The sequence below is a fragment of the Bradyrhizobium sp. 18BD genome (assembly GCF_054185225.1).
Genome location: NZ_JAVAYL010000026.1, coordinates 1 through 17,721 on the forward strand (window position 1 = coordinate 1; position 17,721 = coordinate 17,721).

The following is a 17,721-nucleotide window of genomic DNA, read 5'->3' on the forward strand; positions in this document are numbered from 1 at the left end:
TTGTTGACCGACGTCTCAGGGTTCTGCTTCCACCCTTGCACGATCATCCCACTCACACTTCTTTCGGACGTCCGGGAGACAACCCTTCCTCATGCCTCCCCCCTTGACTTGGGACATAAGAGGATGATGGCCGTGAACTGCGCCGAGGTGTAGCCGATCTGGTTGCTGCCATCGATCGGATTGCCTTCCGGATACCACTGCTTCATGAACGCCAGATAGTCCTGCACGCCCTGATCGGAATCCCAGGCGGGATCGCCGACGACCTTGGTCGCCAGCGCCGTGATGAGGCCGGTCGACGCCTCCACTCCGGCCGGTTCGAGCACGCCGCCGATCGAGCTCGAAACAGACACGATGAAATGCGTCGGCTTCCAGCCGAGATCGGTCACCTTGCGGATCGCCTGCGCGCCGAACTTCGGCGTCGTGATCGTCATCAGGACGTCGGCGCCTGCCGTCTTCAGGTTGACGATCTGGGAATCGATCGTGGGATCGGTCACCTCATAGCTGAGCTCCTTCACGATGAGATCGGCCTTTTCGCCGAGCGCCTCCTTGAAGCCCCTCAGATAGTCCTTGCCGAAATCGTCGTTCTGGTAGATCACGCCGATCTTCGCGCCGGGGAACTCCTTGAGGATGTACTTTCCGTAGATCTTGGCTTCCTGCGCGTAGGGCGGGTAGAACGGCGTCGTCCAGGAAAAATTCTTGGGATCGTTCCACTTCGAGGCGCCGGTGGAGATCAGGATATGCGGCACTCTCTTCCCGTTCAGATATTTCTGGATGGACGAGTTGGTCGGCGTGCCCAGCGATCCGATGTTGGCGAGGATCTCGTCCTGCTCCACGAGCTTGCGCGTCTGCTCCACCGTCTTCGGCGGGCTGTAGCCGTCGTCCATGCTCAGGAACGTTATTTTCCGACCGTTGATCCCGCCCTGGCTGTTGATCATCTTCCAATAGGCAGCCTCGGCCCTGCCCTGCGTGCCATAGGCGGACGCAGGCCCGCTGTAAGGCATCGTCTGTCCGATCTTGATTTCGGTATCGCTTGCACCGGGATCGTATTGCTTGTCGGCGGCCAGAGCGGCCGCGCTTGACATGAGGCCGAAAGCGACGGCGAGCGCCAACGTGATGCTGGAACGCATGATATAGTATCTCCCTGTAGCGCCGCTGTTTGCCGCGGCTAAGGCGATAATGATCGTGGCTTTTTGGAAAGTCGATCTCTAAGTCGCGGGCCTTGCACCCACCCCCGTGGTACACGCGCCTAAGGCCGCCGGCGACTTCCGTCACGCGGGAAGTCCCGTCAGGCCACGACGTCGAACCTGTGAATTCAAGTCCAAGGTGCTGGGATCAGCGCCCGGGTACTGCGCAGGCCAGGCCCCATGTATTTCAACCGTCGACGCCGGACGACGGGTCCGGAGAACAGGCCTCTGACAAAAGGGTGAGTACGATGGCACTCAACAGCATCCTGCCCGGCAAGCTCGGCTTCGGGGCTGCGCCCCTCGGCAACATGTTCCGCGACATTCCCGAGGCCGAGGCGCAGGCGACGGTCGACGCCGCCTGGAACGACGGCATCCGCTATTTCGACACGGCGCCCTTCTACGGCGCAGGCCTCGCCGAGATCCGCATGGGACAGGCGCTCGCCGGCAAACCGCGCGATGCCTATGTCATCAGCACCAAGGTTGGCCGCGTCGTGCTCGACGAGATCGAGGAGAGCCCGCGAGACAATGGCGAAAAGGGCAGCGTGTTCGCGCATGGCCGCCGCAACAGGATGGTCAACGATTATAGCGAGGATGCGACCTATCGCTCGATCGAGGACAGCCTGAAGCGGCTCAAGACCGATCACATCGACATCGCCTTCGTCCACGACGTCGCGCAGGATTTCTACGGCGACGAATGGCTCGGCATGTTCGAAAGCGCCCGCAAGGGTGCCTTCCGCGCCCTGCAGCGGATGCGCGACGAGGGCGTGATCAAGGCCTGGGGTCTGGGCGTGAACCGGGTCGAGCCCATCGAGCTGCTGCTCGAGCTCGACGAGCCGCGCCCCGACGTGTCCCTGCTCGCCGGCCGCTACACGCTGCTCGACCATGACCGGGCGCTGCAGCGCGTGATGCCTGTCGTCGCGGAGCGCAAGCTCGGGATTGTCGTCGGCGGCCCCTACAGCTCGGGTGCGCTCGTCGGAGGCCCGAACTTCGAATATGCGCCCGCGACGCCGGCGATCCTCGCCAAGGTCGCGGCGATCAAGGCGATCGCCGATCGCCATCGGATCAGCATGAAGGCGGCCGGCCTGCAGTTCGCGCTGGCCAATCCCGCGGTGGCGGCAGTGATCCCCGGCGCCAGCCGGCCGGGCCGGATCACTGAGGACCGCGCAGCGCTGCAGGAGACCATCCCCGCCGACTTCTGGCGCGAATTGCGCGCAGCCGGCCTGGTCAACCCGGCCGCACCGCTTCCCGTCGCGGGCTAATCCGCAGACCCGATCACAGAGAATGCTCACCGGTCGAAGCCTCGCTTCGCCCGGTGATAAGCGGGCGAAGCGACGATGCGCTGCCGGGTCTGTCCGAGAAGCTGCCTGTCTCGACGACGCGCACAAACACCAGCATCTCGCCTGCACGATTGTCCATACCGCTCCTGCACATGGCTTCCGGGGATTGCGCGGGAGACTGGCAAGGCGATGTCGCGAAGTCGCGTCATGCGCAGAATCGACGACAACCAAATCGTGCGATTTGGATCAAACCATGTCGTGTGCGCTGAACCGCCGCAGCCTTGGGAACGCACCGGACGATGCGATCGGCGGCGAACAGCGAGGCTCGCCGATCTCTTCAACCATCGCGACCGGTCATCGGCGCCTGCCATCTGGAGACGTGAAGCCAGCGAGATGAACGCGCGTTTATCTTCATGACTCTTGTCGCTCGTGGGCGCGCGATTGCAACTTTTGCCCGTCCATGATGTTGCCCGACATCGAAACACCAACGAAGGAGGGATGCACATGACAAGGACTGCGCTTGTTCTGGCAACCGTCGGAGCGCTCGGCGTGAGCGCGGTGGCAGCGCCAACGCCGGCGGAAGCCCACTGGCGCGGCGGTTTCGGTCCGGCGCTGGCTGGCGGATTGATCGCAGGCGCCGTGTTCGGCGGCCTCGCCTCCTCCGCCTACGCGTACGGTCCGGGTTACGGCTACTATGGTCCCAGCTATTACGGCGGCGGCTACGCACCGGCGTATTACGGCGGCTACGAGCCCTATCGCTGGGGCGGCGGCTACACCACGACGTACTACAGCACTGGCTATGCCCCGGCCTATTACGGCGGCTATCGCTACCGCCGCGTCGTGCGTCCAGCCTACGCCTATTACGGAGCACCGCTCCCGCGGCGGCACCTTTTTCACCATCGCCCTTACTGGTGACGTAGCCGCAAGAGGGATCAGCGCAGAGCGCTGAGCCCTCGATATGCAGCACGAGGTCGATGCCTCCGGCTTCGACTGAAGAGTTCGCGCGCGGTCGCCTCGCGACGAAGCGCGCAATTGTAACCAAGCAAACCCTGAGGAGATCCAGATGAACATTGGAAAGAATAAGTTCCTGCTGACCACAGCCGTGCTGCTCGCCGGCGTCAGCCTGGCGTCGGTGCAAGGATCGGCACAAGGCGTGCACGAAGGTTCCAGCGGCGGAATGAGCGCGGGCGGAAGCGCGGGTGGCGCCGCCAGCGGAGGCGCGGCGGAACATTCAAGCGGCGCAACGTCGCATGGTGCCGGTGGCGCATCGCACAGCGAAGGAATGACGCAGGGCCGCGCCGGTGGCCGGGCCGAGGGTTCCTCTGCGACACAAGACAGCAGCCGAGCCGTCGACAAGGGCGACAAGAGTGACAAGCAGACCATCGGTCAGGGCCGCGACCGCGACAATGCGCGGCAGTCGCAATCCGAGCACGGGAAGCAGGGCAAGGACCAGACCGTGGGTCAGAGTCCAAGCGATCGCGACCATGCACGTCAGTCCAAGTCCGAGAGCGACAGAAGCGGACAGAAGGACCAGACCGTCGGACAGGGCCGCAGCGACCGTGACCACGCACGTCAGTCGCAGGGTGCTGAGCAGAACAAGAGCACGACGACCGGCGCCAACACCAGGGACAATGTGCAAGACAAGAATGCCCAGAGCAAGAATGCGCAGGACAAAAACGCACAAGGCAAGAATGCGCAGGGTCAGAACACCACCACCGGCGCGAACACCAGGAGCGACGGACAGAACAAGACCGCGCAGGATCCAAGCAAGACAACCACCGGCGCGAACACTGGCACTAACGCCCAAGGCCAGACCGCACCGGCCCAGAACGCACAGGGCGCAACGACCGGCGCCAACCCGCAAGGACAGGCTCAAGGACAGACCAACGCCCAGGCACAGCCCCAGGGCGCGGCCACCCAGAGCATGTCCGGGCGCGTGCAGGTGAACGCGCAGCAGCAGACGCAGCTGCAACAGTCGGTGCTGAGCTCACGCAATGTCGAGCGTGTGCGGGTCAACAACAATGCGATCAACTTCCGCGTCAACGCCGGCGTGGTGGTGCCGCGGAACATTTCCGTCGTCGCGGTCTCGGCTTATCCCGCGCTGATCGACGTCTATCCGGACTACCGCGACGACAGCTTCTTCGTCGTGGATGACGAGATCATCGTCACCGACCGGAGCCGCAGGATCGTCGACGTCATCCCCGCCGGTCCGCGGACGCACTACGCCCATCGCGGCAGCTCGGGCGGTGGCGGCAGCAGCGTTGCCGCCCTGGATCTCAGCCCCGATGAGATCCGCATCGTTCAGCGCGTGCTGATCCAGCGCGGCCTGCTGACCGGCGAAGCGGACGGCGTGCTCGGCACCGATACGCGCAACGCTCTGATCACCTTCCAGCGTCAGGAAGGCTTCCAGACCACCGGCTCGATCGATACTCGCACCGTCACAGCGCTGGGCGTGTCCAGCCAGATCAGCGCCACGCAGGGCCAGTCGACGACCGTTGGCCAAGGCGGAAACAATCAGTCGACGCCGCAGAACACGACCGGGCAAGGGACCGGGCAAGGCACCGGCCAGAGCAACGCACCGGCGCAGAACCAGACCACGGGTCAGGCTCCGCAGAACCAGCCGTCCACAACCGGTCAGGCGCAGCAGAACCAACCGGCGAACCCGGGCCAAGCCAGCACGCAACCGCCGTCGGGCCAGACCACCGGCCAGGCTCCGGCCCAGAGCGACAATCAGTCCACCAGTCAACCCGGCGCCAACCAGAACACGCAGACTGGACAGACTGGACAGACTGGACAGACCAACCAGAACAATGCCCCGCCGCCTTCGACGTCTGGGCAGCCGGCGACGAAGTAATCCGGCCAGTAACGCGCTCGGAGCCCCGCCTCTGGCGGGGCTTCGTCACGAACGATCCTCACCACCTGCTGCCCGCCACCCGCGGGCAGTTTCTTCGTGGCAGGCGGAGTGCGTCAGCACCAATCACGCCGAGCGCTTCACCGCGCCGCGCTCCACCGGAGCGATGTCGAGCCGGCCCAGCATCGCCCTCGCCTGCTCGGCGCAGTGGTCGATCAGCCAGCGCTCGAAGGCGACGGGGGCGAGTGCGGGGGCATAGAGGAAGCCTTGCACCACGTCGCAGCCGAGCTCGGCGAGCGTCCGGCGCTGGCCCTCGGTCTCGACGCCTTCGGCGACGACGGTCATGCCGAGACCCTGGCCGACGCGCACCACAGCGGTGGCGATCGCGAGTGCGCCGGCGTCCTTCTCGATGTCGCGCATGAAGCTGCGGTCGATCTTGAGCTCGCGGATCGGCAGATGGGCAAGGCGGCTGAGGCTGGAATAGCCGGTGCCGAAATCGTCCACCGAGAGCCCGACGCCGAGCTCGCGGATCGCGTTCATGGTCTCGAGCGCGGCAACGCTGTCCTGCATGAATGCGCCTTCGGTGATCTCCAGCATCAAGGCATCCGGCGGCAGATCGTATTCGGCGAGGATATCCTTCAGCCGCGCCGCCAGCGTGACGTTGCGGAAATTGATCGGCGACAGGTTCACCGAGACGCACGGAATGTTGAGGCCGGAACGCCGCCAGCTCGCCATCTGCCGGCAGGCCTCGCGCACCGACCACAGGCCGATCTGCTCGATCAGGCCGCACTCCTCGGCGAGCGGGATGAATTTGGCCGGCGACACGTCGCCGAGCACGGCATCGTGCCAGCGCGCCAGCGCCTCGACGCCGTGAATGGCACCGTCGCAGCTACGGATCTGCGGCTGGTAGCTGAGGGTCAGCGCGCTCTCCGCAATCGCCTTGCGCAGCGCCGCGATCAGGGCAAGCCGCTGCTCGGCAAGCCCGTTCATCTCGGCGCTGAAGAGGCGATGGGTGGAGCGGCCGGCCTGCTTGGCCATGTACATGGCGGCATCGGCCTGCTGCATCAAGGTGTCGATGTCGGTGGCATGATCGGGATAGAGGCTGATGCCGATGCTGGCCGACATCGACATCTGCTTCGAGCCGAGCCGCAATGGCGCGGCCAGCGCTTCGGTGATTCCGGCCGCGACGCGTTCGGCGCCCTCGGCGTTCCGCTGCGGCAGCAGGATGACGAACTCGTCGCCGCCGAGCCGCCCCAGCATGTCTTCGGGCCCGATATGCTCGCGCAGGCGCTGCGCGAGCTGGATCAGCAGCTCGTCGCCGGCGGCGTGACCGAGCGTGTCGTTGACGTCCTTGAAGTGATCGACGTCGAGAAAGGCGAGCGCGACATGGCTGCCGGTCGGGCAGGCATCGATCGCGGTGGTGATGAGGTGACGGAGCTGCGCGCGGTTCGGCAGGCCGGTGAGGATGTCGTGATAGGCAAGCCGCGCGATCTCGGCGCGCGCCTCCTTGCGCTCGATCGCGAAGGCGCCGAGATCCACGCAAGCGTCGACGATGCGGCGGTGCCAGTTGCTCGGAGCGCGCGGCTCGCGGAAATAGAAGGCGAAGGTGGCGATGACCCGGCCGTCCTTGGCCTTGATCGGCGTCGACCAGCAGGCGCGCAGACCGATCGCGAGCGGCATCGCCTTGTAGGGCTGCCAGCGCGGATCGGTGTCGAGGTCAGTCGCCAGAACCGGTTGGCCATAGAAGGCCGCCGTTCCGCAGGAGCCGACATTCGGCCCAATCGCGATGCCGTCCAATGCGCGGGAATAATCCTCGGGCAGGCTTGGACCGCCGAGCGGATGAATCAGGCCAGCAGCATCGACGTGAAGCAACGAACAAACCACGTCGGGCGCGATCTCCTCGACGCGGCGGCACAGCCTGTCGGAGATGTCGGTGATCGGCACCTCGTCGGCGAGCGCGCCCATGATGAGCTGCTGCAGCGAGCGCAGCTGCTTGGTCTCGGTGATGTCCTCGAGCAGCGCGAAGATGTGCTTGACCCGGCCCTTCTTGTCGCGGAAGGCGTCGATCCGGGCGCAGACCCAGATCTCCTCGCCGTCCTTGTTGTAGACCAGCGTCTCGATCTCACCGCGCCGGCCGCCGCTCACCAGGCGCTTGACGACTCTCGCAACGGCCTTCCGATCGGTGTGGCAGCCGGCGATGAGCTCGCCGGCGCGCCGGCCCTCGGCCTCGGCGTTGGTATAGCCGAACAACGCCGTGAACGCCGAGTTGACGTAGACGATGTTCTGTTCGACGTCGGTGATGATCACCGCGCGGTTGGTCTGGTCGGAGACGGCGTTGAGGAGCCCGATCCTGACCCGACGTTCCGCTTCGGCCGTGATGTCGCGTGCGAACACGATGCGAGGGGTCGCGCCGTCGATCGTGACGGATGACGACGATACCAATGCCCTAATACGGCTGCCGTCGTGCCGCACGAGGCTGATCTCTTGGCGGACGTTCGCGGGCAGATCCGCCTGAAGGAATTTGAGCGCGAGAATTTCGGCGTCGCGGCCGAGCACGTCAGTGCGCGCGAGCTTCCAGATCCGTTCTGCAGCGGCATTGAAATGCGTGATGCGGTGGCCGTCATCGACGATGACGATTGCATCGCCGGCGCATTCGAGCGCCGCGCGCAGCACGTCCGGCATTTCCGTCACTGGGGCGTCGGAGGCAGACATCGTTAGAACCGGCAACATCGGGAACAAGCGGCAATCGGTCCGACGCTAACGCTCCGATGGTGTCCAAGACGTTTTTACAACCACCCCGCACCGCGGCAAGGCGCGACATGCTGAACGTTCCGCGAAAACGGCAGAGGTAATTCGATGCGCGCGGAACTATTCTGCGCCGGTTCCCACGGAGAGCCTGTGCAGCCGGCCCGCCACGGCGCGCACCTTGCCCGGCGCGGCCCGCCACACCGCCAGCGCCGACAAGCCGCTCACGGCCATGGCGATGACGAAGGCCAGCGTGTAGTCGCCGGTGCGGTCATAGAGGAGACCCGTGAGCCACGGACCTGCGGCGCCGCCGGCCAAGGCCGCCAGCATGATCATGCCGAAGATGCTGCCCTGGTGCCTGCCCTGGAAAATCTCGAACACCACGGCGCCCATGATCGAGGTGAGGCCGTAGCCGAGCGCGCCTTGCGTGAACACCATGACGTAGACCAGCCACAGCGAGGGCTGGAACTTCAGCGCGATCAGCGCGGCGAAACAGATCGCAAAGCCAGCGCAGCTGATCGCCCATACGGCTTCCCGCCCGATCCGGTCGGAGACATGCCCCAACAGGATCTGGCCGGGAATGCCGAGCAGGCTGACCACGCCGAGCGCCCACACCGCGACATAGGGACTGAAGCCGATGTCGAGCAGGAATTTGGTTTGATGCACCTGCACCGCGTACCAGATGTACAGGCCGGAGAAATAGCCGACCGCGATCCACCAGAACCGCGCCGTCGCCACCGCGCGCTTCAAGGTCCAGTCGGTATTGACCCAGTCGTGATCGACGACGTTGGAGACCGGCTTTGCCGCGCCCGCCGCGGGCGCGGCGTCGCCGTCCGGCTGAAGGCCGATATCCTCGGGCCGTTTGTGCAGAAACAGATTGATCGGCGCCAGCACGATCAGGATCATCAGGCCCATCGCGGTGCAGGCGGTGCGCCAGCCGGTCTGCTCGATCATGTGCTGCACCCAGGGCAGCAGCGTCACCGAGCCGATGCCGACGCCGGCAAAGGCGATGCCGATGGCAAAGCCGCGCTTGCGGATGAACCAGTTCGGCAGGAACAGCGATTGGCCGGAATAGCCGAGGCAGACGCTGCCGGCGCCGACCATGACGCCGAGCGTCATGTAGAGATGCCAGGGCACGCTGGTGAACGGAGCGAGCAGCATCCCCCCGCCCATCAGCACGACGCCGAGCTCCATCACCGCGCGCGGACCGGAGCGGTCCATCAGGCGGCCGATCAGCGGGCTCGCCACGGCGGAAGCGATAAAGCCGAAGGAGAAGGCGCCCGCGGTGACGCCGCGCTCCCAGCCGAACTCCGAGAGGATCGGAGGAAAGAACAACGAGAAGGCGGTGCGCGCGTTGACCCCGATAGCCATGGTGACGAAGGTCACCGCGACCACGACCCAGCCGTAGAAGAACGGAAGCCGCATGATGTGTTTGTTTCACCCCTAGATAGTGCTACCGACCATCCGGGGCCGCCTGGGTCAAGCGATTTTCGCGTGATCCCTTGAGCTGCGGCTCAGGCCGCGTCGCGCTCCGATGACCGGGGGGATTCGCCGAACGCGATCTGGTCGACCGGCTGCGGGCGTCCGAACAGATAGCCTTGCGCGAAATTGACGCCGAGCGCCGTCAGCCGCTCGAACTCCTCGTCTGTCTCGACGCCCTCGGCGGTCACCGACATGTCGAGACCCCGCGCCAGCGTCACGATCGAGGCGATGATGGCGGAGCTGCGCGGCTGATGCGTGAGGTTGCGGATGAACGATTTGTCGATCTTGATCTTGTCGAACGGGAACGACGTCAGATAGCTGAGCGACGAATAACCGGTGCCGAAATCATCGAGTGCGAGCTCGATGCCGAGCTGCTTCAATCGCTCCATGAACGCGAGGTTCTCGACCCCGCGCTCCAGCAGCACCGATTCCGTGATCTCGATCTCCAGCCGCTGCGGCGGCAGGCCGGACGCCGTGAGCGCGGCGCAGATCATCTCGAACAGCTCGGCCTCCTTGAACTGGATCGGCGACAGGTTCACCGCGACCGCGAGATCACTTGGCCAGCCGGCCGCGTCGGCGCAAGCGCGCCGCAGCACGAATTCGCCGAGTGGCACGATCAGCCCGGTCTCCTCGGCCAGCGGAATGAACTGGTCCGGCGGGATCAATCCGCGCGTCGGATGCCGCCAGCGCACGAGCGCCTCGAAGCCGCGCCGCGCGCCGCTGAGCGCATCGACGAACGGCTGGTAGTGCACCTCGAGCTGGCAGCGCGCGATGGCGTCGCGCAAATCCCCTTCCAGCGTGCTGCGCGCCTCGAGCTCGGCCGACATCACCTCGTCGTATACGGTGAAGCAGTTGCGGCCGGCCGATTTCGATCGGTAGAGCGCAAGGTCGGCCTTCTTGAGCAACTGCTCCTGGTCGCGGCCGTGTTCCGGCGCGATCGCGATGCCGATGCTGGTGCCGATCTCGACGCGATGTCCGGGCAGCAGGAACGGCTCGGACACGAGCTTTGCGATCCGCCCCGCCAGCTCGGTCGCGCAGGCGCGCTGATCCTCGCACGCTTCCTGGATGATGGCGAACTCGTCGCCGCCGAGCCGCGCCAGCACGTCAGTGGTGCGCAGCGCGGATCTCAGCCGCTGTGCCACCTGCCGCAGCAGCACGTCGCCGGCGCCGTGACCGAGCGAGTCGTTGACGTTCTTGAAGCGGTCGAGGTCGAGCATCAGGATCGAGAAGGTCGAACCGACATCGCCCGGCTCGCCGTTGAGCTCGTCGAGCCGGGCGAGGAAGAAGGCGCGGTTCGGCAGCCCGGTCAGGATGTCGGTCTGGGCGAGCTCGAGCACCCGGCGGTTGGCCAGCGACAGCCGCCGTGAATTGCGGCTTGCGAGCATCAGATAGGTCGACAGCGACAGCGTGAGCAGCATGCCGATGGTGAGGACCGCGGCTGCGCGATCATAGGCCGTCTCGAGCGCGCCGCCGGCGGTCGGCATGGCGCGGACCTGCCAGTCGGCGTCGCCGATCTTGAGACCGCCGGACCAGTGCAGTACGCGCGCGACGTCGCGCATCGACTGCGGCGCGGTGGCGGCCGACGAGAAGTCCGGCAGCATGTCCTCCAGGGTGACGATCTGCCCCGTGAAGGGCGGATAGATGTTGACGCTGACCGCAGGGCTGGCGCCGGTGGTGACGCGGATGGACTGGATCAGCAGCGGCAGGTCGAAGACACCGACGACGAAGCCGGCGAGGTTACGGCGCCGGTCCGCAACCGTTTCGCGCGAGGTCCCCTTGGCATAGACGGGAATGGCAACGAGAACGTCGGGCAGCCGGCCGCCTTCCTTGGGCTCATAGAGGCGCGTGCGAATGGAGGCGACACGGTCGTTGTCGCGCGCGCGCTCCAACACCGCACGACGTTCCGGGATGCTCGCATAGTCCATGCCGTAGACCGACGAGGTCTTCGGCTGGGTCGAGTAGAACACCGGGAAATATTCATCGCCCTGCGGCGCGACCGCGAGGGCATCGCCCTGAAGCGACTTGATGCGATAGCCCGACACGCCGTCCGCGATCGCGGCGGCCTCGTATTCGGCGCGCTCCTTGCGGTTCACGCGCGGCAGCCAGGCGATGCGCAGCATTCCGGGATGACGCTCGAACAGGCGGGCGCTGAAGGTCTCGAACTCGCTGCGGGTGATTTCCTCGTTGGTGGATTCGAACAACGTGCGCAGCGCGACGAGCCGGGAGATGTACTCGCCCATGCCGTTCTGCATGACGATCGCTTCGGTCTCTGCCGCGTTCTCGAACTCGATCCGGTTGACGCGGTCTTCCCACCGCGCAACGGCGGCGGCGCCCACGATCGAGAACAGAAGACCGACCGCAATCGCGACCAGCGCAGGGCGGTACAGCCCGAGCAGCGGCGCGGCGCGCCACCATCCGGTCCTACGCTCCCGATCCTGATCGATCTGATCGCGACCGCCCATCTTGATACGCACGTCCCCCTCGGCGCGGCGGTACGAACTTCTGGTTGAGCCGCCGGAACTGCTATCGGACAAGGAACGGGGTTAAGAACTGCACAATTTCGAAACCCGGGTGTCCCGGATTGCGCGGCTTAGTTAATGTTTGCCCTGCGGATCGCGGCAGTCTGGAAATAAGTTGCCGGTTTTCCCCGGAGTCTTACGGATCAAAGGGGCGGTGCGCCTTAGCGACCTGTTCAGCCCGCGGAATTATTGTTTCCGCGACCGCATCCCGCATCCAGCAAGCATCCTCATGATACGATCGCGATCTGCGACATGGCTCGCCTTGACCATCGCCTTGCTGGCCGCCGCCGTGCCGCCTGCGAAGAGCGAGGAAGCCGGCGTCAGCGACGATGCGATCCTGTTCGGCCAGGCGGCCGCGCTCGAAGGCCCCTCCTCCGCGCTCGGACAACGCATGCGGCAGGGCATCGTCGCGGCGTTCACCGAGATCAACGAGAAGGGCGGCGTCCACGGCCGCAAGCTCCAGCTCATCAGCCGCGACGACGGATACGATCCCGATCGTTCGGTGGTGCAGACGCTGCGGCTGATCGAGGAGGACAAGGTGTTCGCGCTGATCGGCGCGGTGGGCACGCCGACCGCGATCGCGACGATACCGATCACCAGCGCCAGGAACGTTCCCTTCATCGGCCCGTTCAGCGGCGCCGAATTTTTGCGCGACCTCGAGCTCGCCAATGTCGTCAACATCCGCGCGAGCTATGGCGCGGAGGCCGAGGCCTGGGTCAAGCACCTCACCGAGGATCGCAAGTTCACCCGCATCGGCATCTTCTACCAGGACGATTCCTTCGGCCGCGACGGGCTTGCCGGCGTGAAGCAAGCACTCGCCAAGCGTGGCCTCGAGCTTGCCGCCGAAGGCACCTTCGAGCGCAACACCCGCGCGGTCGCCGCGGTCTGGCGGATGATCAAGCGCGCCGGGCCCGAGGCCATCGTCATGGTCGGGACCTACGGGCCCTGCGCCGAATTCATCAAGCTCGCGCACCGCAGCGGCGCGCGCCCGACCTTCGTCAACATCTCCTTCGTCGGCGCCAATGCGCTCGCCCGGGAGCTCGGCCCCGAGGGCGAAGGCGTCATCGTCTCGCAGGTCGTGCCGTTTCCCTGGGACCGCTCGCAACAGCTCGTCGCCGACTACCAGGACGCGCAGAAGGCGATCGATCCGACGCTGACGCCGGATTTCGTGTCGCTGGAAGGCTATCTCTCCGGCCGCCTCGCGGCCGCGGCACTGGTCAAGGCCGGACCGCAGCCGACGCGCGCGAGCCTGCTGCGCGCCATCAACGATGTCGGCCGGTTCGACATCAGCGGCAACGTCGTCACCGTCGGCATCCGCGCCATCGAGACGCCGCCAAAAGTGTTTTTGACGGTGATCCAGAAGGACGGGACGTTCAGGGCAGTCGATCGGCTGTAGGGCTGATGAGATGAGACTCCACTAGCGCTGCAAGGAAGGTGCTCCCTCCCCCCTTGCGGGGGAGGGTTGGGGAGAGGGGTAGCCCAGGAAACGGTGTTCGTTGTTGACGATCCGCCGAGCCGCGTCTGCTCGATAGAATCCCCGTGTGGCACCCCTCTCCCTGCCCCTCCCCCGCAAGGGGGGAGGGAACGGAGAGAGCGTGCATTACGGCCGCCGCGTCCAACCATCGGCGTTGACGGCGCCTTGCGGGATCTGGCCTTTGACGATCGCTTCCACCTGCCGCACGGTTTCGAGCGACTGGTATTCGATCGCCTGCGGCGTCAGCCCGCCGACATGCGGGGTGGCGATGACGTTGGGCAATTTCGCCAGCTCCGGTGTCGGCATCTGGTCGGGCGCGCGGCCGACATCCATCGCGGCGCCCGCGATACGGTTCTCGATCAGCGCCTTCGCCAGCGCGGCTTCATCAACGAGATTGCCGCGGGAGAGATTGATGAAGACGGCATGCTTCTGCATGCGCGCCAGCGCCGCCGCGCCGATCAGGTTCTCGGTCTGCGCGTTGGCGATGGCGAGGCAGACGACGTAGTCCGATGCGGCGAGGAGCTCGTCGAGGCCGACATGCCGGATCGCGCTGTCGCTGATGGTCGCGAAGGGATCGGCGACCAGCACCTCCATGCGCATCACCTTGGCGATCTCGGCGAGATAACGCCCGATGCTGCCATAGCCGATGATGCCGATCCTGCTGCCGGCAAGCTGGCGACCCATCCGCGCCTCCGGCTTGCGGCCCGCCTGGTAGTCGGCGGCGGTCCGCGACACGCCGCGGGAGAGATCGACCATGAAGCCGACCGCGAGCTCGGCCACCGCCTGCACGAAGCCGGGACCGGCGCGGGTCACGAGCACGCCCGCCGTTGAGGCGGCATCGACATCGATATTGCGGATATCGACGGCACAGCGGACGAAGGCGCGCAGGCGCGGCAATTGCGAAAAAATCTCGCCGCGTCCCTCGGTCATGCGGTCGGCGACGATGATGTCGGCGTCGTGCGCCGCGCGAACGAGGCCGGCGGCGTCAAGCGTTTCATCGCTCTCGTGCAGGATCACCTCGGCGGCCGCACGCAGGCCGTTCAGGCTGCGGTCGCCATAGTAATTGCGCCGCATTTCCGGCGTGTGCGCGAGCAGGACCTTCAAGACAAGTCTCCTTCAGTAGCCGAATGCCCGCGGCAGCGCCGTCGAGAGCCATGGCACGAAGGCGATGACGAGCAGGCACAGGAACAGCAAGCCAAGATAGCCCATGATCGGCTTGACCGTCTGCTCGATCGGCACGTTGCCGATCAGGCAGGCGCCGTAGAGCCCGAGCCCGAGCGGCGGCGCGAACAGGCCGATGCCCATGGCGATGACGAGCACGACGCCGAAATGCAGCGGATCGACGCCGAGCTGCACCGCGACCGGCAACAGCAGCGGCCCGAAGATGATCAGCGCGGCGGCGCCTTCCAGCACCGAGCCCATCACGATCAGCACGACGATGGCGAGCAGGATGAACATCCAGACGCCCGAGGTCCTCGACAGCGCCAGCATGAAGTCACCGACCGCATGCGGCACCTGCTGCAGGGTCAGCGTGAAGGCCAGCGACTGCGCGGCGGCGACGATGAACAGCACGAGGCCCGCGCGCGCCGCGGCCTGCACAAAGCTGTGCGCGGCCGTCTTGAAGCTGAGCTCGCGGAACACGAGGCTGCCGACGACAAGAGCATAGGCCACCGCGAACGCGGAGATTTCGGTCGCGGTGGCAAAGCCGCTCTTGAAGCCGAAGAAGATCATGAAGATCAGGCCGAACGCGGCGATCGCGCCGCTCCAGAGCCCTGACACGGGCGCCTGCGGCTCGACGTCCTCGGCCTCCGCCGGCGGCTTGCCGAAGATGATCGACACCACGATCAGCACCAGCGCCATCAGCGCCGCCGGCAGCAATCCCGCCATGAACAGGCCGCCGATCGAGAGGTTCGCGACGAAGCCGAGAATGATCAGGTTGATGCAGGGCGGAATCGTCTCCGCCATCACCGCGGATGCCGCCAGCAGCGCCACCGCGCCGCCCGGATTCTGCTTCGAGCGGCGCGCCGCCGGGATCAGCACGGAGCCGACCGCGGCAACGTCCGCCATCTTCGAGCCGGAGATGCCGGAGAACAGCACCATCGAGGCCACCATCACGACGTTGAGGCCGCCGCGCATGCGCCCGACCGCGCGCTGCAGCAGCTCGATCAGCCGCACCGACATGCCGTTGGCTTCCATGAGATAGCCGACGAGGATGAAGAAGGGAATCGCGAGCAGCACGAAATTGTCGATGCCGCGCGCCATCTGCTGGGCGAAGATGACGCCGGGCAGCGCGCCCTCGACCCAGATGAAGATCAGCGCGGCCAGCGCCAGCGCAAAGCCGATCGGCAAGCCGCTGAACAGCGTCGCGAAGAAACCGATCAGCATCAGCGTCCCCGCCGACGGCACGGTAGCCGGCGACAGATAATCCCAGGCGAGATAAAGCCCGGTGACAACGATGATCGCAATGAGGCCCCTGACGATGTCGGGGAGCGGCCTTGCGCAGAGATGGTCGATCGCGAACACCGTCATGAACAGCGCGCCGACGCCCATCGGGTAGAAGGTCAATTCCAGCGGCAGGCCGGAGCCGGTGGTCTGGCCCGCGGTGAGCGAGCCCAGCTTGATGGCGTTATAGGCGACGTAGCCGGAGATCAGCACGATCAGCAGCGCGCCGGCTGCATCGACCAATGCGCGCAGCCGCACCGGCAACAGGTCGCGGAAGAACGACACGCCGACATTCTCGCCGCGCGCGAGCGCGCTCGCCGCGCCGAAGAACGCCGAGCCGACCATCAGGCCGCGCGCGACATCGTCGGACCATTCGACCGGCGCGTTGAAGAAGAAGCGCAGCAGCACGGAGGCGCAGACGACGATGAGATCGGCGGCCAGCAGGATGGCCGCGATCGCGTCGCTGAAGCGAAGCAGCTGGGTGATGCTCCCGTGGCGGCCGCCCGAGACGGGCACGGCGGCTGACATGGCCAGCTCAGATTTGGCCAGCTCAGATTTGGTCATCTCAGGCTTGCGTCGCGCGGATGATGTCGATGACGGCCTTGGATTCCGGCCGCGCCTTGATGAAGTTCTCGGACTGCGGGGCCACGCGCTTCTTGAAGGCTTCGCGGTCGCATTCAGCCACCGTCACGCCCTTCTCGGTCAAGGTCGCCAACGCCTCCTTCTCGACCGCAAGCCCGTGGGCGCGGGTGTCCACCGCGGCCTTCTTGGCAGCGTCGAGGAAACCTTCGCGCAGTTTCGGATCCATGCGGTTGTAGGTCATGTCGCTGAAATAGATCGCGAGCGGCGAGAAATTGTGCTGCGTCAGCGCGTAGAACTTTGCCGTCTCGAAGAACTTGCTGGCGAGGATCGTCGGCGGATCGTGCTCCAGGCCATCGAGCACGCCGGCCTGCAACGCCGTATAGATTTCGCCGAACGCCAGCGGCGTCGCGGCTGCGCCCATCAGGCGCAGACATTCCGTGATGACGGGATTGGGCAGGGTACGGATCTTGAGACCGGCGAGATCCTCCGGGGTCTTCACCGGCTTCCTCGCGAGCACGCTGCGCGAGCCGAAATTATAGGCCCAGGCGATGATGCGGATGTTGCCGCCCTTGAGCAGCGCGTCCTCGATCGGCTTGGCGGCGCCGGCCTCGAACGCCTTGGTCTGCTGCGGGAAGCTCGAGAACAGGAAGCCGAGATCGAAGGTACCGACCAGCGGCACCAGATTGGCCGAGATCGACGAGCCCGAGACCATGAGGTCGATGACGCCGAGCTTCACCGAGTTGATGACGTCGATTTCCTGGCCGAGCTGGTTGTCCGGGAAGAAGGCGACCTCGACCTGCTCGCCGAGCCCATTGCCCTTCAGATTCTTGACGAGGTTGTCGTAATAGACGCGGCCGTTGGCGTATTTGGGATCGTTCGGCAGCGAGGAGGAGCATTTCAGCTTCAGCGTCGCAGCTTCGGCGCGGCCGATGATCGCGGGAGAGAGCACGAGGCCGGCGCCGACCGCCGCCGATGACTTGATGAACGCGCGACGGTTCACGGGCACGATGGTCATGGTGCGGTCTCTCCCCGATATTTTTGTTCGCGGCCGCGATCATTGCCGCAACCTGTTGTGCGGACTGTATGGCCAAAGCAACGACACAGGCAAGGGATGCGGCCGGGGGCGCCGCGATGGCACGAGCGGCATGCGCACGGCAGAGACTGT

11 protein-coding genes are annotated in these 17,721 nt (G+C 65.7%); 4 read left to right on the plus strand and 7 right to left on the minus strand.

Annotation, left to right across the window (positions count from 1 at the left end; all coding sequences use genetic code 11):
* Positions 1 to 89 precede the first annotated feature (89 nt).
* A complete protein-coding gene (locus RAD16_RS34740) occupies positions 90 to 1,127 on the minus strand; it encodes an ABC transporter substrate-binding protein (protein ID WP_458162358.1) in 1,038 nt (345 codons plus the stop codon).
* Positions 1,128 to 1,432: 305 nt separating this feature from the next.
* Between RAD16_RS34740 and RAD16_RS34745 the strand changes: the two genes are divergently transcribed.
* The 3 genes from RAD16_RS34745 (at position 1,433) to RAD16_RS34755 (ending at position 5,315) form a co-directional block, all read left to right on the plus strand.
* Positions 1,433 to 2,443, plus strand: a complete 1,011-nt coding sequence (locus RAD16_RS34745) for an aldo/keto reductase (protein ID WP_458162360.1) — start codon at positions 1,433 to 1,435, stop codon at positions 2,441 to 2,443.
* Between the two features lie 522 nt (positions 2,444 to 2,965).
* Positions 2,966 to 3,376 carry a hypothetical protein gene (locus tag RAD16_RS34750; protein WP_458162361.1) on the plus strand — a complete coding sequence of 137 codons (411 nt, stop codon included), beginning with the start codon at positions 2,966 to 2,968 and terminating at the stop codon, positions 3,374 to 3,376.
* A 148-nt stretch (positions 3,377 to 3,524) separates the two neighbouring features.
* Positions 3,525 to 5,315, plus strand: coding sequence for a peptidoglycan-binding protein (locus RAD16_RS34755; protein ID WP_458162362.1), 1,791 nt, complete (start codon positions 3,525 to 3,527; stop codon positions 5,313 to 5,315).
* A gap of 123 nt (positions 5,316 to 5,438) precedes the next feature.
* Here RAD16_RS34755 and RAD16_RS34760 read toward each other — a convergent pair whose 3' ends face one another.
* From RAD16_RS34760 to RAD16_RS34770, 3 genes are all read right to left on the minus strand, one after another.
* Positions 5,439 to 8,024, minus strand: a complete 2,586-nt coding sequence (locus RAD16_RS34760; protein ID WP_458162364.1) for an EAL domain-containing protein — start codon at positions 8,022 to 8,024, stop codon at positions 5,439 to 5,441.
* Between the two features lie 156 nt (positions 8,025 to 8,180).
* Complete coding sequence (locus RAD16_RS34765; RefSeq protein ID WP_458162365.1) at positions 8,181 to 9,482, minus strand: MFS transporter; 1,302 nt, start codon at positions 9,480 to 9,482, stop codon at positions 8,181 to 8,183.
* A gap of 89 nt (positions 9,483 to 9,571) precedes the next feature.
* The gene (locus RAD16_RS34770; protein ID WP_458162463.1) at positions 9,572 to 12,001 is read right to left on the minus strand and encodes a bifunctional diguanylate cyclase/phosphodiesterase; all 2,430 of its coding nucleotides are present in this window, start codon (positions 11,999 to 12,001) and stop codon (positions 9,572 to 9,574) included.
* A gap of 286 nt (positions 12,002 to 12,287) precedes the next feature.
* Here RAD16_RS34770 and RAD16_RS34775 point away from each other — a divergent pair, with 286 nt between their 5' ends.
* Positions 12,288 to 13,454, plus strand: coding sequence for an ABC transporter substrate-binding protein (locus tag RAD16_RS34775; protein WP_458162366.1), 1,167 nt, complete (start codon positions 12,288 to 12,290; stop codon positions 13,452 to 13,454).
* Between the two features lie 204 nt (positions 13,455 to 13,658).
* On the opposite strand, the gene RAD16_RS34780 is transcribed toward RAD16_RS34775, so the two are convergent.
* The 3 genes from RAD16_RS34780 to RAD16_RS34790 are packed head-to-tail and all read right to left on the minus strand — an operon-like array spanning position 13,659 to position 17,571.
* Entirely contained in the window at positions 13,659 to 14,636 is a 978-nt protein-coding gene (locus tag RAD16_RS34780) for a hydroxyacid dehydrogenase (RefSeq protein ID WP_458162367.1), read from the minus strand.
* A gap of 12 nt (positions 14,637 to 14,648) precedes the next feature.
* Positions 14,649 to 16,502: a TRAP transporter large permease gene (locus RAD16_RS34785; RefSeq protein WP_458162368.1), complete on the minus strand. Its 1,854-nt coding sequence runs from the start codon at positions 16,500 to 16,502 to the stop codon at positions 14,649 to 14,651.
* 37 nt (positions 16,503 to 16,539) lie between these two features.
* Positions 16,540 to 17,571, minus strand: a complete 1,032-nt coding sequence (locus tag RAD16_RS34790; RefSeq protein WP_458162369.1) for a TRAP transporter substrate-binding protein — start codon at positions 17,569 to 17,571, stop codon at positions 16,540 to 16,542.
* Positions 17,572 to 17,721 lie beyond the last annotated feature (150 nt).